Origin of the sequence: Hyphobacterium sp., assembly GCF_965217055.1 — a bacterium.
Lineage (GTDB): Bacteria > Pseudomonadota > Alphaproteobacteria > Caulobacterales > Maricaulaceae > Hyphobacterium.
In genome coordinates this window covers 2,267,142-2,289,978 of the sequence record NZ_OZ244227.1, presented here as the reverse complement: position 1 = coordinate 2,289,978, position 22,837 = coordinate 2,267,142, and the positions used below count along the sequence as shown (strand labels likewise).

Sequence of the window (22,837 nt, the reverse complement as noted above, 5' to 3'; positions counted from 1 at the left end):
CCGGCAAACAACCGGAGTGTTCCATGCGCCTGTTACTGGCAGGTCTCGCGTTTTTAAGCGCGGGAGCCGAAGCCCAGACTTCGCGAGATTCATTTGCGCAAAGGGCCCTCGCCCGAGCGCTGGACGACCGCTGCGCCCTTTTTACCGAGAGCGAACGCCTTGCGCTCGATGGCGCCTACCTCCAGGTCCGCGGCGACTTGCTGCGTGACGGCTTCAGCCCCCGGGACATCGATAGCAGCTATGACCGGGTGATCAGGACTGTCGGCAATCGTCCTTGCGACGACACGGATGTTCAATTGCTGGCAGATGATATCCGCTCCGCCTTTGCTGCCTGGCAACGCGAGCGATTCCAGGATTTCATGGGCGCGCCGTCGCTCTGGCAGGCGAGCCGCCCTTATGCCTATGACAGCTGGTTGATTTCGACCGCGGTCTCTGACGCACCCTTGCTGCGCGCGGGCGTTTACCAGCTCAATGGCGAATCCGCACTCACCGTGTCCGCCCCGGCGGACGCATCCATCGCGTCGCTCGCGCTGGTGATGCGGGATCCCGCGCAAACACCAGATCTGCACGATCCGACGCTGGGCGGATTGCTCACCATCGAAGGTCTGCCGGCCTGGACGCACTTCATCCCGCCCGCGGACAATGCCCGGCGGCACTTGCCGGTGTCGCGGCAGCGGCAGGAAGAAGCGGACATGTTTCGCTTTGCGGACGCCACACTCCAGGCTCTGACGGCGCTCGACCCGCGCGAAGCCATCCGCATCGAGGCTTTCGACGCAGAAGGCGAAACGGTTTTTGTGGAATTCCTTGGCGTCGGCGACTTCGCCGCGGCACTGGCGTTCGTGCGCTCGTCGCGCGATCTTTCAGCCGGCCGATGAAATCAGCGTTTCGCTCGCCGATTGTGCGAGCTGGATGCGCGAATGGACCTCAAGCGTTTGGTCCTCATCCGGAGTTTCTTCACTTGCGGCGATAACCGGAAGCACAACCGAAACGGTGGTTCCTTCACCCAGCTTGCTGTCGATCGCCATTTCTCCGCCATGCATTTGCGCCAGAGCCTTCACCAGCGACAGGCCAAGACCGGAACCGCGCTCACTGGATGATTGTGCCGTGGAAGCCTGCTGGAAACGTTCGCCTAGCCGCGCCAGCTCGTCCTGGGCGATACCCGGACCACTGTCCCCGACCGCCAGGGTGAGACTTCCGTCCTGGGCTTTGGCTAGGACGACAATCACGCCGCCGTCCGGCGTGAATTTCACGGCATTCGACAGCAGATTGAGCAGGATCTGCCGGAAGGCCCGCCGATCGGCGTCGACGGGAAGGTCTGCGGGCATGTCGGTTTCGATCTCGATTCCGGACTCTCCGGCGCGCTGCGACAACATGCGAATGCACAAATCGATGACGTCAGACGCGTTGAACCGCTCGCATTGCAGGGAATAGCTGTCCGCCTCGATCCGTGAAAGATCGAGCACATCGCCGATCAGTTCGAGCAGATGTCGCCCGCTCTCGTGGATCAGATCGGCATACTCCGCATACTTGGCCGGGATCGGTCCGAACAGCCGTGACTTCATCGCGTCGGAAAAACCGATGATGGCATTCAGCGGTGTCCGGATTTCGTGACTGACGGATGCCAGGAATTCGGACTTGGCCTGGTTTTCCGACACTGCGAGATCGCGCTCGCGGCGCAGGGCTTCCTCCGCCTCGGCTGCTGTCTCGTGACCCCCCGGAACGATGACCGTCACACCCGAGGATGACCGGAAGACGGAGACGTTTTCAGGATCGCCGCTCGCGCCGCGGACGCGCAGCGAGACCGGTTGCGTGCCAGGACGTTCGAAACCCCATTTGGCAGAGGAATCAAAGGCCAGGTCAGCCAACGGCAGGCCGTCGATTTCCTTTGGCAGGCCGGGCATCAGGGCATGTGTCGCCTCCGAGGCGGCAACAATCTGGCCATCGCGGTCGGCCAGCAGCGCGACGGGCGCTTTGCGGAACGCCCGGCTGCGGCGGTTGTGGCGATGCGCCAGTGCGCTGAGAACCGCCCGGCGGCGCAATAGCCGCATTGCCGGAATTGAGAAACCCAGCGCGAAGACTGCCAGACAGGCCACGAAGGCCGGTGCAAAAACGTCCAGTGCCACCGTTGAAATCGGCAATAATCCCGAAAACTGGAGCCCGCCGATCAGCAGCGCCGTCATGCCGGACAGTGCCGCGCTCTCGATGATACCGCGGCGGTTGGCAAACGACGCCATCGCGGCGACCGGCAGGAGGAAAATCATCGCGCCCGGCCCTGCCAGGCCGCCACTGGCCACCGCTGCAGAAGCAGACAGCGAGACCCAGATCAGGGTCAGGATCAGGGTCCCGAGCATCGCGGTCCGGCGATGAGCAAGGAGCAGCCCCGCAATCCCCGGCAGCGCGGCAGCACCAAGCGCCGCGAGGGTCAGCTGCGATGCGACAGGCGAGGCCGCGATTATCAATGGCGAGACCGCCGCCAAGGCGCCGATCCATGCCAGATGGGTGATCCGTCCGCCTTGGTCGAGGATGCTCTCAATCAGCCGCATGATGCGCGCCCGTCTCCGTGATGCGCGACTCGCTGAGAAGCCGCATCACAAGCCTTTCCGCCGCCGCTTAACAAGAGGTTAATCCGCACCGCGATTTCGTTAACGCAACCATTCATCAAGCCTCATGAAAGAAGTTGAGCTGGCGGCTGGCGCTCTTGTGCTTGTCGCGTCAGAATAGGTTACTCGCCGCCCGCGAGGCAAAGGAGATTTGGATCGTGTTTAACGCTTTGTTGTCTGCGCTTGCGCTGACGGTCGCCGTCCAGGATAGCGATCCTGCAGCCACCACCGTCCAGCAGCCGGTCTTGCGGCTGGATGCTGCCGACACCTCATCGCAGAGGGACCGCGACGATATCGTGCTGCGTTCGGCCAGCCAGTATGCCGGCTTCCATCGCACGCTGGGCGAAATCCGCGAACGCGAAATCACCTCCGGCGCCGTGCTCGACCAGTCCATGGACGAACTGGCCGTCTATCTCGCACGCGAACGCCTGGTACGGGCCTGGCTGGCCTATTCGTCACTTATCGCGGAACAGCACCCTCAATTTCTCGACGATGTCCGCGATGTCGCGGATTATTATGGCCGCGACGCGGCGGTCGCCGCCCTCGCAAATGATCCGGCCTATGCAGGCGCGTTCCGGTATGCCGATCAGGCCAGCGAATCGGTGATCGATGCGATCGAAGAGGATTCCGAGGAGATCGCCGAGATCGGCCAGCAATTCCGCCTCGCCGCCTATGATCTGCAGAGCGAGCGCTGGGCCAACGCCGTGTCCCGTGACCGGCAGAACCGCCTGGCAGCGCTGCGCGCCGCAGACAGCATCGCGGCGCCGCTCGCCACAGACATGTTCTCGACCCAGTTTGTCAGTGAAACCGACATCGGCCCGGCGTCCAGCATGTTCGCGGCCAGCGCCCGGCCCAGCCTGCCGGCCTCGACCCCTGATCTCAGCCTCGATCCCGACGTGCCCTATGAACCTGATCGCGTCCGCGTCGGCCGCATCCTTTCGATCGCCGCCCTTCGGGCCATTGGCGACGATAACCGGTTTACCGAGGATTCGCTGCAATCCCTGCTCGCCGACCCGCTGGCCCAGCGTTGTATCGAGTGGGCCCGCGTCAACCTCGCGCAATGCGTGGCTGCCGCGCATTTCGAGTACGAGGATTCCTTCTGCATCGCCCAGCATGCCCTGATCGACGTCTCGCAATGTCTCGAAGCCGCACAGAACCGGGGCAATTGATCGACAGGGACACGCCGTCTCGATCCGACACAGGGTGAACACAAAGTAAAGAAAGTACTTCACTTTCTATTTGTTAGAATTTTGAAGAACTACTTTTTTCTTTATTGGGTATCAACTCGGGATTTGGTGGAAATCCGAAATGGCTTTTGCTAGCCTCCTTCTTGCACTGGGGACACTGTGCAATGACGAGAGGAAATGTCGTGCCGATAGGTTTTGTATTCCGCGCTGCCTTCTGGATCGCCGTCGTGGCTGCTTTCGCGCCCGTCAGCGTTTTCTCGAGCGACGGTATGGAGGCACCTGACGAGATCAGTGATATGATCGCACAGGGCCAACGCCTGCACGAAGTCTGCACCGACCTGCCGGCGCTCTGCGACATGGCCGGCGAGGCCGGCGGTCTGATCTCGATCGCCACTGACGAAACGCTTTCCCGGGTCGAAAACTGGCTCGACGAACGCGAATCGACTGCAGCGGAAACCTCCTGATCCCTTGTTCCAGCCGCCGCGGCATTATATTCGCCGCTTATGCGACCCGAAACCAAATCCGACATTGATGCCCTGGTCGAGGAATTCGACTTCCTCGATGACTGGGAATCCCGATATCGCTATCTGATCGATCTGGGTCGCGGGATGGCGGCCTTGCCCGACGCCGAGAAAACCGAGGCCAATCGCGTCAAGGGCTGTACCAGCCGCGTCTGGCTGGTGATCGACGAAAATGCCGACGATGCCTTTCGTTTTCGCGCCGATTCCGACGCCCATATCGTGAAAGGGCTCGCCGCACTCCTTGTCCGCCTCTATTCCGGCCGCGAAGCCAGCGAGATCGGCGACATCGATGCCCGCGACGTGCTCGCCCGCATTGGCCTGTCCGAACATCTCTCACCCCAGCGCTCGAACGGGCTCAACGCGATGATCGCACGCATCCGCGCCGAGGCCGGCGTCCGCGCCTAGTTCGTCCTCGACCGGCAAGCCATAAAACCGGCAGAGCCGCTGCAAGGCGAGCTTCAGCACGACTTTTCCCGACCGGCGCGGCCATCGCTCCCTGCCCTCGACCTCCTCCAGCCCGCTTTCCCGCAGGCAAACTGAAGACAACACGCTGTCAAATCCCGGACCAGCGACCGCCAGCGCGCGCTGAACGCGTTCCTTCGCGGCCAGCGCCGACGCCGGCACATCCTCGGGCGACCGCCTCTTGCCGCTGCCGGAAGGGGCAAGATATCCGTCCCAGTCCGATGTCACGCGCTCGCTCAACGTCGAACGATGATAATCCGCGCGCAACCGCTCGCCCGCCTCGAACTCGCTCTCGGTCAGCCAGCCCGCCGTCTCATCGCCACGCGGACGGTACCACCGCGCCAGCGGCGAATCCGCCATGTTCACCTCGTACCGTCCAACCCTCCCGTCATCGCCGGAAATCGCACGCCTCACGGGTTTGCGGTGAGCCGTCGCGAATCCGCCCTGCTGCCGGGCAGCGAGATCGTGTGCATCATGAGCCAGGCGATATCCCGCTTCGTCCGATCCGGTCAGCCATCCTTCGGCAATGGCGGCTCGCACGTCCCCGGCCGAAACGCGCGCCACGGGTCGCCGCCGCTGATCGCCTTGCGGGAATACCGCAAACCCGTCGCTGCCGTCCGGCTTGGCGCGCAAACGCGCACCGGAAACAGCCAGGCGTTTCACCCATCGTGGCAGAACACTCATTGCATCGTGTCCGGGATCATCGGATCCGGTGCTGTTCGCAGACAGTCCTCGAGCCCGTCGAGCCAGGCGTCGAATGCCGGGTCGTCCCGCCGGTCCTCGACGATCTGGCAGGCATAGGAGGCCGTCGAGCGGTCGCGCCCGAATGCCTGTCCGACACGCGCAAGATTGAGCTCGAAAGCCACATGCGCGAGATACATCGCCACCTGCCGGGCAAAGGCGACGCGCGACGAGCGCCGCGTTGGCGCCGCGATTTCCTCGGCAGGAACATTGAAGGCAAAGGCCACCGCTTCACGTGCCAGCCGGGCGCGCGCTAGGTCTCTTTCCGGATATCGTTGTCCACACATCATTCCGTCCGTTCTCCGCTTCGGATCGATCCTAAGCGCAGCCGTCCAATGTGAGGATAACTTTCCTATCTTTGACGAATAATGTCCATATACGACTTAGACGTGCATCATCGAATCGGGAGGATAGCGACTATCCGGCGAAATAGGCGATCAGCATGACCAGGCCGAGCAGGACGCTGGTCCAGATCGCCAATATCCCGCTTGGAACGTCGCGGCTAAGTGCACCGGCCGGGCTGAACAGATTGAACAGCTTGCCTGAAATCTTGCGGCCTGCCGCGCCGAAACGATTGCCGATGGACGCCATCAGGCGGTCCGACATCAACCACGCCCATCGGAAAAACCCGTCACCGACTCGCCGGTAGAACCAGTCCGTATCGAGATTGACGCTCGGACGCTCGGCGGGATAGAGGCCCAACCGCATCAGCAGCGAGAAGGCGAACATGGCCGCGATCAGCAGCTGCATCTGCCCGACAATGTGGTCGAACGTATAGGGCTGATAGCCATAGTCGAACGGCAGAATCGCATAGAGGTATTGCGGGAAAACTCCGATGAAAACGCACAGGAATGCTGCCAGCCCCATCGCCAGCAACATGTTCCATGGCGCCTCTTGCACACGCTTGCCGCTATCATGGGCGAAGAAGGCGAAATACGGGATCTTGATGCCCGAGTGCTCCAGCACGCCGGCAGAAGCGAACACAAGGACCAGCCAGACCAGCCAGTGACCTTCCTGCGCCGTCGCCGCAAGGGTCAGCGACTTCGCGACAAAGCCGGACAGGAGCGGGAAGGCCGAGATCGACATCGCGCCGATGATGCAGAACACGGCGGTGAACGGCATGGACTTGTAAAGACCGCCCAGCTCCGAAGCCTTGACCGTTCCGACACGGTGCAGGACAGCCCCCATGCTCATGAACAGGAGTGCCTTGTAGATGATGTGCACGAAGGCATGGGCTGCCGCGCCATTCAGCGCCAGTCCGGTTCCGACGCCCACACCGACCACCATGAAGCCCAGCTGGTTGTTCAGCGAATAGGCCAGCACCTTGCGCAAATCATTCTCGATCACGGCAAAGAAGACCGGGAAGGCGGTCATTACGGCACCGATATAGATCAGGATTTCCGTACCCGCGAAGCTGCGCGCCAGCGCATAAACCGCCAGCTTGGTGGTGAAGGCAGACAGGATCACAGCGCCCACGATCGTGGATTTCGGATAGGCGTCCTGCAGCCAGTTGTGCAGCAGCGGGAAGGCGCACTTGATGCCGAAGGCGAGGAAGATCAACAGCCCGCCCGGCGCGTCCAGACCGATCTCGTTGAAGGCCCAGGATCCTGTTTCGGTGGCAAAGATGATCGAGCCCGCCAGCAGCATCACACCTGACAGGACATGAATGGCCAGATAGCGCAGACCGGCGCGGAAGGCCGCCGGATTGCGGCTGGCCCAGATCAGGAAGACGGAACTGACAGCGGTCAGCTCCCAGAAGAAGAACAGGGTCAGCAAATCACCGGCGAACACGGCCCCCAGGCCCGCCCCGGCATAGACCAGCGCAGTCGAATCCTGCAGCCGATCGCGATCGTGCAGCCCGTAAACGCTGTTGAGGAAGGTCGCGAGGATGAAGACCAGGCCCCAGATCCGCGACAGGCCGTCAAAGCGGAAGGTTTCGAAGGTGAAGCCCGCCGCCTCGATCGCACCGAAAACCCCGGTCTGATCGACATTGAACCACAACAGTGCCGCCAGCAGCGGGGCAGCCAAAGACACGCCCTTGCGCACCCCGTACCAGGGCAGAAGGCCACAGATCAGGCCGCCGAGAATGACGACAAAGGCCGGCGATATCAGAGGCAAGGCATCAATCATCGCCAGCCGCCTTCTCGTAATAATTCTCTTCACGTCCGAGCAGACGGCGCAACGGCCAGCCAGCCAGCACCGCCAGCGAGAAGCTGCCAAAGCCGAACCAGGCATAGAAACCCGGCAGCTCGGCAAAGTGCAGATATTCGTGGCGCGCATAGACCAGGTCGAACAGGCCCAGGCCAAAGGACAAGACCGCCAGGATCACCAGGAACCAGAAATGAACGATCGGCTTCTCGATCCAGGTAAACGGCCTGGCCACCGGATGGATTTGATCATCCGCCGGTGTTTCGGACTGTGTCGTTTCTTCACTCATGTCAAAGCTCCACACCGAAAACGGGGGCGAGGAAATCGGTCAGCGGGCCGATCAGGAAGAACAGGATCGTGACGCCGGCGGCCGTAATAACAGGCGGCAGCACCGCGAAGAGCGGTCCGGGCTTTTTCAATCCCTCTGCTGGCGCGGGGTCGAAAAAGCCACGGCCCGGAATCGGCAGCAGATAAGCCACATTGAGAATCGATGACAGGATGAGCGCTACGATCAGCGCCTGTTGGCCCGCGGTCGCAGCCCCCCACATCAGATAGAGTTTCGGCCACATCCCACCGAAGGGGGGCAGGCCGATGATCGAGCAAGCGCCGACAGCAAAAGCGCCGAAGGTCCAGGGCATCAGGCGGCCGAGGCCGCGCATGTCGGATATCTCGGTCTTCTTGGTCGCCGTGTAGATCGCGCCGGCACACATGAAGAGCGTGATCTTGCCCCAGGCGTGCATCACGATCTGCAAGGCCGCGCCGAGCAGAGCTAGGGGCGCCGCAATCATCGCGCCCAGGGTCACATAGGACAATTGCGATACGGTCGAGAAGGCCAGCCGCCGCTTCAGATTGTCGCTCGACAAGGCGATCACCGAGGCCAGCACGATGGAGATTGCCGCAATCCAGGCGAGCCAGTTCGAGGCCGGTGCCGCCTGGATGAGTTCGGGTCCGAAAATATAGGTCGCCACTTTGAGAATCGCGAACACGCCGGCTTTCACCACGGCCACGGCGTGCAGCAGCGCCGAGACCGGCGTCGGCGCGACCATCGCATTCGGAAGCCAGGGGTGGACCGGCATCAGGGCCGCCTTGCCGATCCCGAAGGCAAACAGGACGAGCAACACGCTGGCGACCAGCGGCGAGGCTTCTCCGGCCAGCAGCCCGCCAACGGTGAAATCGGTCGATCCGGCAATGAATTGTGTCGCGATGATCGCCGGCAGCAGGAGGCCGATCGACGTACCGAGCAGGATCGCCAGGTAGATTGCCGCACCGCGCCGCGCCTTGTCGTCGCCCTTGTGCGCCACCAGCGGATAGGTCGACAGCGTCAGCGCCTCGTAGAACAGGAACATCGTCAGCAGATTGGACGACAGCGCCACCCCCATGGCACAGGCAATTGCGATCGTGAAAAACACGTAGAAGCGGGTCTGATGCTGCTCGTTATTCCCGCGCATATAGCCAATGGAATAGAGCGAGTTGACGATCCATAGCCCGCTGGCGACCGCGGCAAAGAGCGCCCCAAGGGGTTCCAGCCTGAAGCCGAAGGCAAGGCCGGTATCGCCGATCGCATAGACCAGTTCCGGCCGCTCGCCGGTGACCGAAACGAGATAGGCAACATTCAGCGCCAACAAGACAGCCGCCGTCAGCGTCGCGCCTTCGCGCAGATTGGGCATCTTGCCGAGCAGGCCGACAAACACGCCGCCAATGAGCGGAATGACGAAAGCCGCGAGCAGGGCGAGTTCGGGAGACCAGCTCATCGTGTCGCCCCCGCGAGCGCCGACTCGGCGGCGGCATTCGTCATCGATATCAGGAATTCAGGCGCGAAGAAGAACCAGATATTGGCAATCGCTAGCACCCACATCGGGATCAGCATCAGGATCGGCGCGCGCGCATGGGCGATGTCGCCGGTCCGGTCGTGATGCGGTTCGGCGACCCAGATCGCCGCCAGCATCCGCGCGACATAGGCAGCCCCGATCAGCGACGAAAGGATCAATGCGGCAACCGCCCACCACCAGCCATTCTCGAAGGCGGCAACACCGAGATACCATTTCGACCAGAAGCCGACCGTCATCGGCACGCCTACAAGGCTCAGACCGGCGATCGTGAACGCCGCTGCGGTGAAGGGCATGGAGCGGGCAAACCCGTTGAGGTCGGAAATCCGGCGAACCCCGAAGCGGACGGCGAACGCGCCGAGCGCCATGAACAGTGCGCCCTTCATCATCGCATGATTGACCAGGTGCAGCATGCCGGCAGAAACACCGGCCAGCGTGCCGATCCCGAGGCCGAGCATCATGTACCCGACCTGGGCGACCGACGAGAAGGCCAGCAGCCGGCGCGCATCGTGCTGGAACACCGCCTGCACCGACGCGACCAGCATGCCGATAATCCCGAGAATGGCGAAGACCCAGAGGAAGCTGATCTGGACGAAACTGGCTTCCGGCCAGAACACGTCGAACGCAAATCGCACCAGCGTGTAGAACGCCACCTTCGTTGCCGTGGTAGCAAGGAAGACGGTGACGAAATTCGGCGCATAGGCATAGGCATTCGGCAGCCAGAGATGCAGCGGGAACATCGCCGCCTTGAGGCCGAGACCGACAATGATGAAGGCGAACGCCGCCTGCACGACCCGGCTATCGCTCAGCGCCGGCAGCCGCGTTGCGATGTCCGCCATGTTCAGCGTGCCGGTCGCCATGTAGAGGAAACCGACGCCGATCACGAAGAAGGTCGCGCCGATCGTCCCGAGGATGAGGTAATTGTAGGCAGCTGTCAGCGCGCGCCGGTCATTGGACGCCCCCATGCCCACCAGCACGTAGGTCGAGATCGACGAGATCTCGAGGAAGACAAACATGTTGAAGGCGTCGCCCGTGATCGCCACGCCCAGCAGGCCGGCAAAACAGACCAGAAACGCCGAGTAGAAGAGCGCTTGCCGGTTGTCCGCGATCTCGTCGGCCACGCTCGGCAATGCATAGATGACGCTCAGCAGGCCGGTGAAACCGATCAGCAACAGCAGGACAGCATTGAGATTGTCGATCCGGAACTCGATCCCTGCAGGTGGCTGCCAGCCACCCATCGCATAGGAGATCACGCCATTCGCCTGAACGTCGACCGTGATCGCGATGGCAACCAGCGCCGAGGCAAGAACGGCCAGCAGGGCAACGCCCCAGCCGATGCGGCCGTTCGGCATGACCGCAGCGACCGCTGCCGCCAACAGCGGAATGACCACGACGATCGCCGCGCCGTGCTCGTTGACGAAAGCCGGCATCAGGGAGGCGAGAAACTCCATCAGCTGTTATCCCCGGCGCTTTCGACCGCGTAGTCCGCCTTGTTGATCGCATCGTCCTCGATGGCGCCATAGGTTTCGCGAATGCGGACCACGAGCGCGAGCCCGACGGCGAGCGTGGCGACGCCGACGACAATCGCGGTCAGGATCAGTACGTGCGGCAGCGGGTTGGAATAGAGCACCTCGACCGTGCTGTGCGCCGCCTCGGCATGGCCGGCAGCGCCCTGAACCGCATCGCCGGCCGTTTCCGCCGCATAATCACCGCCGCCATGACCGGTATCATCGCCGTATTCGAGCGGATAGGGCAAGATCGGAGGCTGGCCGCCGAACACCTGGCTCGTCGTGATGTAGAGCAGGAAAACCGAGGTCTGGAACAGCGACAGGCCGACCAGGCGCTTGACAAGGTTTCCTGTCGCGACCACGGCATAGAGTCCCGTCATCATCAGGATGATGACGACGATGAAGTTGAAGCGCTCTGCGATGATCTCGATCATCACCACTCCTCTTCCGGAATGTCAGGGGCCCGCCCGGCGAAGGCGTAGAAGATCATCATCATCACCGAGAACACCGTGGTCAGCACGCCGATCTCGATCAGGATGATGCCGATGTGCTGGCCGGTCTTGTGCGCGAGGTCGGGGTGCAGCGCATCATAATCGAGGTAATTCATGCCCATGAAAAACGAGACGACCCCCGTGCCGCCATACAGGAGCACGCCGAACGCCGCGAGGAACTTGATAAAAATCGGCGGCACCGCTTTCCGCGCATTCTCGACGCCGAAGATCAGCGCGTAGAGAATGACGCCGGCGGCCACGATCGTGCCGGCCTGGAAGCCGCCGCCCGGGCTGTAATCGCCGTGGAAATGCACATACAGCCCGAACAACACGATCAGCGGGATCAGCAGTTTGGAGACGACGCGGAGAACGAGATGCGAATTCACGACTTGTCTCCCTTGCCCGCCTTGCGGCCATTCAGGCCCAGCAGCAGCATCACGCCCAGCCCGGCGGCAAAGATCACGACCGTTTCGCCAAACGTATCAAAACCCCGATAGCTGGCGAGCACGGCAGTCACGACGTTGGGCACCGCCACTTCCCGCGGCGTCGAGGTGATGTAATCCATGCCGACACCGGAATTCGCGGGCGAATTGATATCGCCATAAATCGGCATGTCCCCGACCGCATAGAACAGCGCGGCGCCTGTCACCGAAACCACGATCAGCGCCGCCCAGTGCCGTCCGGCCCCCACCGGCTCCGCCTCGCGTGCGGTCAACAGCATGGCGGCGAGCATCAAAACGGTAGAAATGCCAGCGCCGACGGCCGCCTCGGTAAACGCAACATCGACGGCATCGAGCGATACGAACCAGGCCGCCGACAGCAGGCTGTAGACGCCCATCAACATGACGGCGGCGAACATGTTACGCAGCCGGACAATGGCAATCCCGACGCTCAGCAACATCGCCATCAGAGCGTAGTCGAGCAATTGGGTCCAGTCGAACTCGGTCACGACGCCTCCTCCTTGCCCGCATCACGCGGATGTGGCGGGTGGTACCGCGACAGCAACGGATTGAGCCCCGCCCGGTGCGCCGCATTGGCGACGGCGTGCGTGGCCGTCGGACTGGTCAGGAACAGGATGAATCCCACCAGCAGAAGTTTCGCCGCCAGCAGCGTGAAGCCGGCCTGCAGGATGAGCGCAAACACGATCAGCTCGGCCCCCAGCGTATCGGTCACGCCGGCTGCATGCATGCGGGTATAAAAATCCGGCAGGCGGATGACGCCGACCGCGCCGGCCAGCACGAACACGATACCGGTCGCCATCAGGGCGACGCTCGCAATGTCGCGGATCAGAAGCAGCGTTTCCATCAGTCTTCATCTCCGTCGATGGCCCGCCGCAGCGACATTTGCGCGAGCGCGATTTCGAGCGAACGGTAGCGGAAGAATTTCAGGATCGCGATCGTCGCAATGAAGTTGATCAACGCATAAAGAAGAGCAATATCAATACCATCAGCACGACCGACCAGCAGGCTGAAGATCAACAGGAGCAACACGGTCTTGGTGCCGAAAGAGTTCGCGGCAAGAACCCGGTCGTAAAGCGTCGGGCCGGCAAACAACCGCGCCAGCATGATCGCCATGGCCAGCGCCATCGCCAGCACGCCGATCAGATTGACCCAGTCCATCATGATCCGCCTCCATCGGTGGCGCGCGCCGCCTTGGCGTTCATTTCGGCAAATCCCTCCGGCGCCGTGAACGAGGCGTCGATCGCGTGGACGAGGAAAGCATCGTCCTCGATCTCGACGGTGACGGTGCCCGGGGTCAGCGTGATCGAATTGGCAAACACGCAGCGGGACAAATCACTTTCGGCGTCTACCGGCACGCGGACCAGCCGCGGTGTGATGTCGATTTCCGGCTTCAGCGCCGCCTTGACGACGCCGACATTGGCCTTGGCTATCTCGCCACCAAGCCAGGTGTAATAAGGGATCAGCGTGCCCAGCCGGAGAAACGGTGCCGTCTCGCGGTCTATAATCCGCATCCGCGACACGAGGAACAGGGTAATGATGACGCTCGCCGCTCCGAATGAGAGCAGCACGATCTTGTCGTATCCGGACAGCACCCACCACAGCAGCGCCAGCACCAGGCTCAGGCTCACCCCGTAGATCATGCTTCCTCCCGAAACTCCGCCGCGGACGCGTTCGTTGGGAGCTTTTAACCATGGCCAAGCGCCTTGACCAGTATCTCAACTGGATTCGGTCAATTCTATCGGATGAGGCTATCGCGCGCGGCTTTCGGCCGCCTTCGACCAGTCCCAGTAACGCAACACTGTTTGCGCCTTTTCCACGGAAAGACCATCATAGATCAGCAGTGCCCGGTCACGTCCACCGCCGCCGACGAGCCCGTCGAGGCCTTCACATAACGCGTTCAGAACATTGCGGTCCGCGCCGGTTGCCTTGCACAGGATCGCAGCCGGTTCACCGCCAAAATCCGAACAGATGCGCTGCGCCAGACCATCACTGATGCCCGCCAGCAGAGCGAGTTCTTCCAGAAGTGCGCGTTCCGGACCGTTGACACGGATTGCGGCAATCACGCCCTCGAGCGACCCATAGGCGCTTTCCTCGCCGGCCTGGCGGTTGCGCTGGCGACGATCAACGAATTTCAGCGCGCGATTGACCAGCGGATCATCCCAGCCCTCGGCGGCCGCGAGGCTGAAAACATCTTCTGCGGCTTCGATCATCAGCGTACGTCCGACAGCGAACCGGCTGAGGATCGCCTTGCGATTCTCGTGATCGCACGACCAGAACAATTGCAGCGCGGCGCGCGGCCGCAGCTCGGTGCGCTTGAGCAATAGCTTGACGTAGGACGTGTCGTCCTCAGCCAGCGAGACAAGGTGCGTCACCGTCGGAGGTGCCAGCCGCGCATTCTTGTTGCGCAACAGCGCCAGCACCACTGCGGGTTCGCCGATAGAGGCCAGCGTGGCCGAAACCGTTTCGGAAACCGGGTCGCGATTGGCGATCAGCACGCGATGGTCAAGTCCGCCAAGGCGGCACACTTCCATCAGGTCGAAATCGGAAAGCGCGTCGGACTGTTCAAGCAGCGGCGCTGCGACATCAATGCCATCCGCCGCCAGCAGCTTCACGATATTGGCCGGCGCATCCTTGATCTCTGCCAGGCGCGTTGCACAGCGCCGGCGAATGGCGGCGTCGCTGTTGCGCAGGACCTCGTTCAGTAGATCGCCCACGATCCAGCGTTCTTGCGGGCCGATGACGCTGGACGGCAGGCAAATGATATCCGCCAGGCGCTTTGCCAGAACCGAGCGTGCGCGCCCTGTGGTCGCCGCCATCTGGGTCAATGTCAGGGGTTCTGGTTGGGCCATCGGATTGTCCGTTATTCAGCGACAAACTGCCTGCCAACACGTTAAACAAGCGTATGCGATGCCCTGCCGCCTTGCACCGCCGCAAAAGACTGTTCTAGTGGGAACACGAATTCGCCGGGGGGCGGTGTGACAAACAGCGAGACAGGACGGAGCCCGGCGCCTTTCGCCGCTTATCTGGTGATCGTTGCCGGCTGGTTTTTCGGCTTCGGCCTGCAGACCACGCTGTTTCCCGGCATCGTCTATTTCACGCTGGCGGAATCGCCCCAGCGTCTGGGCCTTGCGCAGATGGCGCTGACAGCCCCCATGCTGTTCCTCCTGCCCGCCGCAGGCGTCCTCGCCGAACGCCGCGGCCGGCGTCGCCTGCTCATTATATTCTACGGGCTGGCCGCTGTGTTTGCCGCCTCGCTGGGCGCACTGCTGATCTCGGGTGCGCTCACATACTGGTGGCTCATCTCCTATGCGATTGCGGTCGGCGCCTGCGGCGCCTTCGTGCTGCCGGCGCGCGATTCCGCGATCAATGCGGTTGTTCGCATCGCCAATCGTTCGGGGCGGGTCCTGACCCTGCAGAAAGCCGTGGTGATTGCATCGCTCGTGCAATTCGCGGGACAGATTACGGGGATGGGGGTTGGCTATCTGGCGCGCTGGACCGGCCCCGGCCTGCTATTGTTCGTCCAGGCCGCCGGCTTTCTGCTGGGCGTTATCGCGACCGTCGGCCTGCCCCGGCTGAAGGCGAGGCGGACCGCGACCACCCACGCCTTGCAGGACCTGGTCGAAGGCGTACGCACGGTATTGGCATCCCCGGTAATCGCGTCGATGACAGCGATCATGGTTGCGGTCGGATTCTTCGTGGTCGGCGGCGCCTTCTTTGTCGTGATCCCGGTCCTCGTTCGCGACGTTTACGGTGCCGGTTACGGCACCCTGTCCAGCCTTCTCGTCGTGTTCTGGATCGGTGCCTTTATCGCCAATGCACTCCTCGCCCGACTGGGGCATATCGAGCGCCCCGGCCTTGCGGTCATGCTCGCCCAGCTGGTGACCGTGATCAGCCTCGGCGGCCTCGCCCTGCCCATCCCGCTTGCCGGTCTGTACGCGCTCGACTTCTTCTGGGGGCTTGGCGCCGGTGTCGCGATCTCGCTGAGCCGCGCCGTCGTTCAGGAAAACGCGCCGTCGGAAATGATGGCGCGCATCATGTCGGTTTATCAGCTCGGCCTGTTCGGCGGCATGCCGATGGGCGCGTTGATCATGGGCTTCGTCGTGGCCGCACTCGGCCCCCGCGAATCCGTTCTGATCCCCATGGCAGGGCTTGCCATCGTACTCGTCCTGATTGCAGTGTTCACGCCGATATTGTCGGTCCGGCGGCGCACCTGAATCGGTCATGGCCAACTTTCGCGGCGCTTGTAATAGTGCGTCCAAATCCAGTCAGGAGAAGAAACGCCATGCTCCGCAAATTGTCCGCATTGGCCGCCATTTCGGTGCTTGCAGCCTGCAGCTCGCCCGCCGCCGACGCTCCGCAAGACCCGGCCGCCGCCAACACAGAGGCCACTCGCATGAACTTGATTGACCGCGCGCTCCAGATCAGCGCTCCGACTGCCGAACAACGCCCCCTGACGATAGAACAGCTCGGCCGCACGCGGACCGACGAATACGCCTGGCTGCGCGACGACAACTGGCAGGAAGTGATGCGCGATCCGTCGCTTCTGCAAGCCGATATCCGCGCCCACCTCGAGGCCGAGAACGCCTATTACGAGGAGGTGATGTCGCCGACCGAAGCGCTCCAGGAACGCATTTTCCAGGAAATCCGCGGCCGCATCCGTGAGGATGACAGCTCGGTGCCGGAGCGTGACGGCGAATTCGAGTATTACACCCGCTTCCGCGAAGGCGGGCAGTACCCGATCTTCGCCCGCCGTCCGGTCGATCCGGCAACGCCGGGAGACGATGCCGAACAGATCCTGCTGGATGGCGATGCCGAGGCCGAGGGTATCGAATACTTCGATTTCGGCACGGTCGGTCACAGCCCCGACCATCGCTACCTGGCCTATTCGGTCGATATCCGCGGTTCCGAATACTACGAGATCCGCATCCGCGACCTCGCCACCGGCGAGGACGTTGCCACCCTGACCGACGAGAGCACCGGGGATTTCGCCTGGGCCAATGATTCGACCACCCTGTTCTGGGTCTGGCGCGACGCCAATGGCCGCTCCAAGCGGGTCTACCGCCAGGATCGTGAGGCAGGCGAAAGCGTGCTCGTCTATGACGAACCCGACGACGGGTTTTTCGTCAATATCGGCAATACGGCCGGCGACAGCTATGTCGTGATCGCGGCGTCCGGACACACGACCAGCGAAGTGCGGCTGATCGATGCCGACATTCCGGCCAGCGATCCCGTTCTCGTGGCCGCGCGCGAGACCGATGTCGAATACTCGCTGACCGAGACCGGCGACGGTTTCTACATCCTCACCAATCTCGACGGTGCAGTCGACTTCCAGGTCATGCGCGCGCCGCTTGATGCGCCGCAGCGCGAGAACTGGGAACCGGTGATCGATCACCGGCCCGGTACGCTGATTACCGGCCTGTTGGGCTTCCGCGACTGGATGGTCCGGGTCGAGCGCGAAAACGCCCTGCCGCGCATCATCGTCCGCAATCTCGGCGACGGTGCCGAACACACCATCGCCTTCGATGAGGAAGCCTATTCACTCGGGATCGATCCCGGTTTCGAGTTCGCGACCAATTCCATGCGCTTCAGCTATGAATCGCCGTCGACGCCGGAAGAGACTTACGATTACGACATGGCAACGCGCGAGCGAGAGCTGCGAAAGCGCCAGGAAATCCCCTCCGGACACAACCCTGCGGATTATGTTGTGCGCCGCATCATGGCGCCGGCCCATGACGGCGAGCAGATCCCCGTAACCCTTCTCTATCATCGCGATACGCCGGTCGACGGATCGGCGCCGGCCATGCTGTACGGATATGGCAGCTACGGCATCACCATCCCGGCATCTTTCCGGGTAACCCCGCTGTCGCTGGTCGATCGCGGCATGATCTATGCGGTCGCGCATATCCGCGGCAGCCAGGCGCGCGGCTATGGCTGGTATCTCGACGGAAAGCTCGAGAACAAGATGAATACCTTCCGCGACTTCGTGTCGGCCGGAGAAGCGTTGGTCGCCGAGGGCTTCACCTCACGCGGCAACATGGTCGCCTATGGCGGATCGGCCGGCGGATTGCTGGTCGGTGCCGCAATCAATCTGCAGCCCGACCTGTTCGCCGGGGCCATTGCCGCCGTGCCCTTCGTCGACGTCATCAACACGATGTCCGATCCGAGCCTGCCGCTCACCCCGCCGGAATGGCCGGAATGGGGCAATCCGATCGAGGATGCCGACGCTTATGACACGATCGCCGAATACAGCCCGTACGACAATATCGCCGCGATCGACTATCCGCATGTTCTCGCCACCGCCGGCCTGACCGATCCGAGGGTGACCTATTGGGAGCCGGCAAAATGGGTTGCGCGCCTGCGGGCCACACGGGCCGATAACGGGCTGACGCTGATGCGCACCAATATGGGCGCGGGGCATGGTGGCGCGTCCGGCCGTTTCGACAGCCTGCGCGAAACCGCCGAGAACTGGGCGTTCGCCCTGATGACGGTCGGCCTCGCCGATGCCGAGGTCGAAGAGCTGGCCACGGCCGCGGAATAGGCAATAAGAAGGTGACCGTCGCGGCCGCCCCGCCCTTCCGCTAATCGTCGAGATTGAAGTCGATCCGCGTCCGCAAGCCGGTCTGGGTCACTGCGAGACCGTCCCGGATCTGCGGAGAATAGCGCCACCGCTCGACTGCCCGCACAGAATTGCGTTCAAATATCGTGTGCGAGCAATCGTTCACGCCGACATTGATGGGCGTGCCGTCCGGCCCGACATCGAACTCCAGCTGACAATATCCTTCCAATCCCCGCTCCAAAGCACGGATAGGATAGTCCGGGAGAACCCGTCTCTCGATCATGGCCGCGACATCAAACCTGGCCCGCTCGCGTGAACCGCTCCTGCCGTCCGGACCGGCAACGCTGGGCAGCTCCACACCGGCCAAGCCACTCTCGGCCGGCAGGCGCGCGGTCCGGTCGTCGATTTCCGGCAGCGTTCGCGCCCGTTCTGTAGCCCCCACCGGATCGATCCCTGAGAGTTCCGAAACTTCAACCAGTTCAACTTGCGGAAACAGGCCAGAGTCCATTTCGGCCCTTACCGGACCGTCATCGCCTCCGGCGCGGAGCAAATAGGCCATCAAGGCCGCAAGCGACACCGTGATCAGCCCGGTCAGCCGCAGTCTCACGGCGGCTCTCAAGAAGCGTTGCATCGGGGGTTTCCTTCGCCATGCGTTCATCTCACGCCAATCACCTTTCCGCATGAATGCGGCGGAGTTTTATCGGGATTGTGATCATTGCGGATACAAAAAACCCCGGTCCGAAGACCGGGGTTCAATTTGCAGGAAAGCAGATGGATCAGCCGGCGTCAGCGCCGTCTGCCTCGCTGTCCGCGGCGGCGGCCGTAAAGCCGTAACCGCCGATCTGCTCGCCGCGTTCGTTGAAGAAGTTCTGGCAACGCTCTGGCACGTCGATGATGGCATTGCCCTCTTCGTCGAAGTCCGATTCATTGCCAGTGATTGTGACCAGATTGATGGCCTCACGCACCGTGTTGCGGCACTCTTCCGTGTTCACGCGAACCCGGAGTTCGGCCCGCTGGCGCGCGGCATTGATCTCGTTTGTGATGAACTCGACCCAGCCATTACAGGTCCGGCGGCTGTAGGAATACTGGCCGCACTGGCGGAAAGCCTGCAGGGCGCCCTGCCGGTTGTCCTGCTCATAGCGCACCGTGCCGAGCAGCGCGATCGCGTCGCCCGGACGGTTGAGACCGCCGCGGTTGATCGCCGTTTCAAAGGCCGTTTCGGCTTCCGCCAGCCGGTTCTCCTGGTACAGCGCTTCGGCGAGACGCAGATAGTCTTCGCCATCACCCTGGCGTGCCACCGCTTCGAGCACCGGGATCGCCCGCTCATATTCGCGCGCCTGGCGCCACATATTGGCGAGGATTTCAAGATGCTCGCGGCTGCGCGCGACGCGTCCGGCATTCATCTCGCGCTCCAGAATGACCGCCCCGCGATAGGGGTATTCGAAATAGCTGTAATACTGGGCCAGCCGCACAATCTCGCGTTCTTCGTTGAGCATTCCATTGAGATACATGAGCTTGTTGGCCTCGAACGCACCCGACTCATTGTTCGTGCGCGCCATAAGCGCCACCAGCGATGTCCAGATATTGCGGTCGGCCGGCCACCGTTCGACCATGTCCGAAATCAGCCGTAACTGGTCCGGAACGCGGTCGAGCTGCTGATAGTAAAACAACAGCATGTCGTAGTTCCGCCGCTCGCGCGGGCTCGCCATGTTGTACTGCATCTCTGCATAACGCAGGCCTTCGGAATAACGCTCGGCCTGGGCGTAGGCCTGGGCCAGCATCAGCGCCAGGTTCGGCGTCAGTTCGGCGCCGGCCCGGACCGCCAATTCCATCTGCCGGATGCCTTCACTGTAGCGCTCCGTGATGATGTAGAGCTGCCCGACATTGAGGCGCAGCTGCACCTCCTCATCGGTCGTCGCGATCCCGGTGTTTACCGCACCGAGGAAATCATTGATCGCCTGCTCCGTCCGGTCCAGGCTGTAATAGGCCACACCGCGCATCCGCAGGATGACGAAGCGCTCGAACGCGTTGATCTCGCCATTGAGCAGCGGCGTCAGCGTGTTGATCACGCAGGTGTAGTTTTCCTCGTCCAGGCAGGTCTGGGCCGCCAAGACGGGCTCACCGATCGCCGCGGACATGGTGCGGTTTTCGGCATTGCTGGCCTGTTCGTCCTGATTGCGATTACTGCGGCGTTGCGCTTCGGCATCCGGGACAGCCACGGCCAGCATGACCATGGAGGAAACTGCCAATATCAAAAGACGGCTTAGCATCGTCTCACCTCTGTTTCTCCCAGCCCGGCAGTGCTCCCCGCACGGCCCCGCCAGTAATTGACCGAATTAGTCGGCCAGCTCGTATTCGATTCGCGTCTGCACACCGACCCGCGTCTGTGCCACGCCATCGACAATCCGTTGACTGTAACGCCAGCGTTCCACGGCCCGGATGGAGGAGCGCTGGAACATGCTGCTGGTGCAATAGGTGGCCTGGATATCGATCGGCGTGCCGTCGGGCGACACGTTGAACTGCATGTCGCAATAGCCTTCCAGCCCGCGCTCCGCAGCCCGTACCGGGTATTGCGGCGGGATCCGGACCAGCGGCTGCGCGTCACGGTCCGACACGTTGAAGCTGACATTGCCGGAATTCAGCTGCGGCGCGTCGAACTCCGGAATGCTGCCGACGATCGTCGACAGGCTTTCCGTCGGAAGATCGGCAGCCTGGCGCTCGATTTGCGGCGGCGGAGGCGGCGGATCGACCTGCTGCACGTCTTCGATCGACGTATCGCGTGTCCGCGCATTCAGTTCCTCGACCTGAGGATTGATGTCGAAGCTGTATTCGTCACCTTCCTCGTCGAATTCGACCTCGCCGACGAAAATCAATCGTTGCATCAGCGCGAACAGCGCGAATGTCACGATGATCGCGATCGGAACACCGATAATGAGACGTATCAAATTACCCATATCAGCCTCCTATGGTTCATCCGAGATGTTGATTTCCTCAACACCCAGCTCGGTCAGCAATTCCTGGATATCCAGGACCGTTCCGATCGGCGAACTTTCATCTGCCTGGATCATCGCCTCAGCCCGCGGATTCTCGGACAGCAATTGCTCGAGCACACCACGCACCTGGTTCATCTCGTAAACGTCACGATTGATCCAGATCTCGTCCTCGGACGTGACAGCGACCAGAAGCGTCGGCTTCATGCGCTCACTTCCGCTGACATCGGGGCGAAACACATCCACACCCGGTTCTTTCACGAACACAGCGGTGACGATGAAGAAGATCAGGAGAATGAACACGACATCCAGCATCGGCGTCATGTTCAGTTCTACTTCTTCCTCGTCAGCCTGTACTCGGCTCATACGTCGAGCCATGATTCACTCCCCGAGTTAATTGTCGTCGCCTTGCTGGCGCTGGATCGACACCGGAATGCCATTCGACCTCATATCGTCCCAGATCAACGCAACTGTGCCGGTCTGGGCCTGGTTATTCGGTTCGATCAGCACCGCGCTGTTGGGCGCCTCTGCCCGGATCCGCTGAACGGATGCGAGCACGCGATCTTCACTCGTCGAACGCTGGTTCACGAAGACCCGGTTCTCGTTATCGATCTGCACGAGGATAACCGGATTCGATTCCGTGTTCGGCGGCTCATCGCTCGGCGGCGGCGGTCGCATGTCGAACCCCTGCTCTTGCAGGAAGGTCGCGGTTACGATGAAGAAGATCAGCAGGATGAACACGATGTCGAGCATCGGCGTCATGTTCACTTCAGCCTGATCCGCTCCTCTTTGCTTGCGTCTGCGCATGACCGCTACTCCAGTTCAAGCTGGTCGGCGAGGATCGCGGTGCGGCGTTTTGCCAGTCGTTCGATTTGATTCGAGAAAATCAGACCGGACAGAGCTGCCACCATGCCGGCCATGGTCGGGATCGTCGCACGGGACACGCCCGCAGACATCGCCCGGGCATCCGACGAGCCGGAAACGGCCATGACGTCGAACACCGAAACCATACCGGTCACCGTACCGAGGAGACCGAAGAGCGGAGCAACCGCGACGAGCGTCTTGACGAGCTCGACATTGTTTTCCGCTTTTTGCCTCGCCTCGGAGATCAGCTGATCGCGAATGGCGTGAGCCGTCCACGATGTGTGGTCGGACCGAGCGGACCATTCCTTGAGCGCTCGCTTCGCATCGCCCGCCTGGGCGAAGATGAAGTATGCGAGACGCTCAAGGATGAAAGCCCACATCACGAACGTGAGACCCATGATCCAGACGAGCACGAAGCCGCCCCGATCCAGAAACTCGTTCAGTCCGCCAAGAGCTGTTTGGAAATCCATTGTGTGGACCTC

26 protein-coding genes are annotated in these 22,837 nt (G+C 62.1%); 6 read left to right on the top strand and 20 right to left on the bottom strand.

The window, feature by feature from the left end; translation table 11 throughout:
- Positions 1-23: 23 nt before the first annotated feature.
- Positions 24-875: a hypothetical protein gene (locus tag ACOOFN_RS11385; protein ID WP_420431553.1), complete on the top strand. Its 852-nt coding sequence runs from the start codon at positions 24-26 to the stop codon at positions 873-875.
- Here the strand turns inward: ACOOFN_RS11385 and ACOOFN_RS11380 are convergent.
- Positions 861-2,543 carry a sensor histidine kinase gene (locus tag ACOOFN_RS11380; protein ID WP_420431551.1) on the bottom strand — a complete coding sequence of 561 codons (1,683 nt, stop codon included), beginning with the start codon at positions 2,541-2,543 and terminating at the stop codon, positions 861-863. The genes ACOOFN_RS11385 and ACOOFN_RS11380 overlap by 15 nt on opposite strands.
- A gap of 215 nt (positions 2,544-2,758) precedes the next feature.
- Here ACOOFN_RS11380 and ACOOFN_RS11375 point away from each other — a divergent pair, with 215 nt between their 5' ends.
- The 3 genes from ACOOFN_RS11375 to ACOOFN_RS11365 all read left to right on the top strand — a co-directional run bounded on the left by ACOOFN_RS11375 (position 2,759) and on the right by ACOOFN_RS11365 (position 4,713).
- On the top strand, positions 2,759-3,769 hold the full coding sequence (locus tag ACOOFN_RS11375) for a hypothetical protein (protein ID WP_420431549.1): 1,011 nt from the start codon (positions 2,759-2,761) through the stop codon (positions 3,767-3,769).
- Between the two features lie 182 nt (positions 3,770-3,951).
- Positions 3,952-4,251, top strand: a complete 300-nt coding sequence (locus tag ACOOFN_RS11370) for a hypothetical protein (RefSeq protein WP_420431547.1) — start codon at positions 3,952-3,954, stop codon at positions 4,249-4,251.
- Positions 4,252-4,290: 39 nt separating this feature from the next.
- A complete protein-coding gene (locus ACOOFN_RS11365; protein WP_420431545.1) occupies positions 4,291-4,713 on the top strand; it encodes a SufE family protein in 423 nt (140 codons plus the stop codon).
- Here ACOOFN_RS11365 and ACOOFN_RS11360 read toward each other — a convergent pair.
- From ACOOFN_RS11360 to ACOOFN_RS11300, 13 genes are all read right to left on the bottom strand, one after another.
- Complete coding sequence (locus ACOOFN_RS11360) at positions 4,642-5,454, bottom strand: DUF6456 domain-containing protein (protein WP_420431543.1); 813 nt, start codon at positions 5,452-5,454, stop codon at positions 4,642-4,644. The two genes, ACOOFN_RS11365 and ACOOFN_RS11360, sit on opposite strands and share 72 nt — an antisense overlap.
- A complete protein-coding gene (locus ACOOFN_RS11355; protein ID WP_420431541.1) occupies positions 5,451-5,801 on the bottom strand; it encodes a helix-turn-helix domain-containing protein in 351 nt (116 codons plus the stop codon). The genes ACOOFN_RS11360 and ACOOFN_RS11355 overlap by 4 nt, the downstream gene beginning before the upstream one ends.
- A 127-nt stretch (positions 5,802-5,928) precedes the next feature.
- Positions 5,929-7,641, bottom strand: coding sequence for a Na(+)/H(+) antiporter subunit D (locus ACOOFN_RS11350; protein WP_420431539.1), 1,713 nt, complete (start codon positions 7,639-7,641; stop codon positions 5,929-5,931).
- The gene (locus ACOOFN_RS11345; protein WP_420431537.1) at positions 7,634-7,948 is read right to left on the bottom strand and encodes a hypothetical protein; all 315 of its coding nucleotides are present in this window, start codon (positions 7,946-7,948) and stop codon (positions 7,634-7,636) included. Before ACOOFN_RS11345 ends, ACOOFN_RS11350 begins: the two co-directional genes overlap by 8 nt.
- 1 nt (position 7,949) lies before the next feature.
- Positions 7,950-9,410 (bottom strand): proton-conducting transporter membrane subunit, encoded by a 1,461-nt coding sequence (locus ACOOFN_RS11340; RefSeq protein ID WP_420431535.1) that lies wholly within the window; start codon positions 9,408-9,410, stop codon positions 7,950-7,952.
- Positions 9,407-10,936 carry a monovalent cation/H+ antiporter subunit D family protein gene (locus tag ACOOFN_RS11335; protein ID WP_420431533.1) on the bottom strand — a complete coding sequence of 510 codons (1,530 nt, stop codon included), beginning with the start codon at positions 10,934-10,936 and terminating at the stop codon, positions 9,407-9,409. The genes ACOOFN_RS11340 and ACOOFN_RS11335 overlap by 4 nt, the downstream gene beginning before the upstream one ends.
- On the bottom strand, positions 10,936-11,427 hold the full coding sequence (locus ACOOFN_RS11330) for a cation:proton antiporter subunit C (RefSeq protein WP_420431531.1): 492 nt from the start codon (positions 11,425-11,427) through the stop codon (positions 10,936-10,938). Before ACOOFN_RS11330 ends, ACOOFN_RS11335 begins: the two co-directional genes overlap by 1 nt.
- On the bottom strand, positions 11,427-11,870 hold the full coding sequence (locus ACOOFN_RS11325) for a Na(+)/H(+) antiporter subunit B (protein WP_420431529.1): 444 nt from the start codon (positions 11,868-11,870) through the stop codon (positions 11,427-11,429). Before ACOOFN_RS11325 ends, ACOOFN_RS11330 begins: the two co-directional genes overlap by 1 nt.
- Complete coding sequence (locus ACOOFN_RS11320; protein WP_420431527.1) at positions 11,867-12,433, bottom strand: DUF4040 domain-containing protein; 567 nt, start codon at positions 12,431-12,433, stop codon at positions 11,867-11,869. Before ACOOFN_RS11320 ends, ACOOFN_RS11325 begins: the two co-directional genes overlap by 4 nt.
- Positions 12,430-12,789: a monovalent cation/H(+) antiporter subunit G gene (gene mnhG, locus ACOOFN_RS11315; RefSeq protein ID WP_420431525.1), complete on the bottom strand. Its 360-nt coding sequence runs from the start codon at positions 12,787-12,789 to the stop codon at positions 12,430-12,432. Before mnhG ends, ACOOFN_RS11320 begins: the two co-directional genes overlap by 4 nt.
- Positions 12,789-13,106 carry a monovalent cation/H+ antiporter complex subunit F gene (locus tag ACOOFN_RS11310; RefSeq protein WP_420431523.1) on the bottom strand — a complete coding sequence of 106 codons (318 nt, stop codon included), beginning with the start codon at positions 13,104-13,106 and terminating at the stop codon, positions 12,789-12,791. Before ACOOFN_RS11310 ends, mnhG begins: the two co-directional genes overlap by 1 nt.
- Positions 13,103-13,585 (bottom strand): Na+/H+ antiporter subunit E, encoded by a 483-nt coding sequence (locus ACOOFN_RS11305; RefSeq protein ID WP_420431521.1) that lies wholly within the window; start codon positions 13,583-13,585, stop codon positions 13,103-13,105. Before ACOOFN_RS11305 ends, ACOOFN_RS11310 begins: the two co-directional genes overlap by 4 nt.
- A 108-nt stretch (positions 13,586-13,693) precedes the next feature.
- Positions 13,694-14,794, bottom strand: coding sequence for a DUF2336 domain-containing protein (locus tag ACOOFN_RS11300; RefSeq protein WP_420431519.1), 1,101 nt, complete (start codon positions 14,792-14,794; stop codon positions 13,694-13,696).
- Between the two features lie 126 nt (positions 14,795-14,920).
- Here ACOOFN_RS11300 and ACOOFN_RS11295 point away from each other — a divergent pair, with 126 nt between their 5' ends.
- Positions 14,921-16,159 (top strand): MFS transporter, encoded by a 1,239-nt coding sequence (locus tag ACOOFN_RS11295; RefSeq protein WP_420431517.1) that lies wholly within the window; start codon positions 14,921-14,923, stop codon positions 16,157-16,159.
- 68 nt (positions 16,160-16,227) lie between these two features.
- The gene (locus ACOOFN_RS11290; protein ID WP_420431515.1) at positions 16,228-18,483 is read left to right on the top strand and encodes a S9 family peptidase; all 2,256 of its coding nucleotides are present in this window, start codon (positions 16,228-16,230) and stop codon (positions 18,481-18,483) included.
- 40 nt (positions 18,484-18,523) lie between these two features.
- On the opposite strand, the gene ACOOFN_RS11285 is transcribed toward ACOOFN_RS11290, so the two are convergent.
- The 6 genes from ACOOFN_RS11285 to ACOOFN_RS11260 form a co-directional block, all read right to left on the bottom strand.
- Positions 18,524-19,132 carry an energy transducer TonB gene (locus tag ACOOFN_RS11285; RefSeq protein ID WP_420431513.1) on the bottom strand — a complete coding sequence of 203 codons (609 nt, stop codon included), beginning with the start codon at positions 19,130-19,132 and terminating at the stop codon, positions 18,524-18,526.
- Between the two features lie 145 nt (positions 19,133-19,277).
- Positions 19,278-20,771: a hypothetical protein gene (locus ACOOFN_RS11280; protein WP_420431511.1), complete on the bottom strand. Its 1,494-nt coding sequence runs from the start codon at positions 20,769-20,771 to the stop codon at positions 19,278-19,280.
- Positions 20,772-20,837: 66 nt separating this feature from the next.
- Positions 20,838-21,455, bottom strand: a complete 618-nt coding sequence (locus ACOOFN_RS11275) for an energy transducer TonB (protein ID WP_420431509.1) — start codon at positions 21,453-21,455, stop codon at positions 20,838-20,840.
- 9 nt (positions 21,456-21,464) lie between these two features.
- Positions 21,465-21,869, bottom strand: coding sequence for an ExbD/TolR family protein (locus ACOOFN_RS11270; protein ID WP_420431507.1), 405 nt, complete (start codon positions 21,867-21,869; stop codon positions 21,465-21,467).
- Between the two features lie 15 nt (positions 21,870-21,884).
- Positions 21,885-22,298, bottom strand: coding sequence for an ExbD/TolR family protein (locus ACOOFN_RS11265; protein WP_420431505.1), 414 nt, complete (start codon positions 22,296-22,298; stop codon positions 21,885-21,887).
- A gap of 5 nt (positions 22,299-22,303) precedes the next feature.
- On the bottom strand, positions 22,304-22,825 hold the full coding sequence (locus tag ACOOFN_RS11260) for a MotA/TolQ/ExbB proton channel family protein (protein ID WP_420431503.1): 522 nt from the start codon (positions 22,823-22,825) through the stop codon (positions 22,304-22,306).
- Positions 22,826-22,837: the final 12 nt, after the last annotated feature.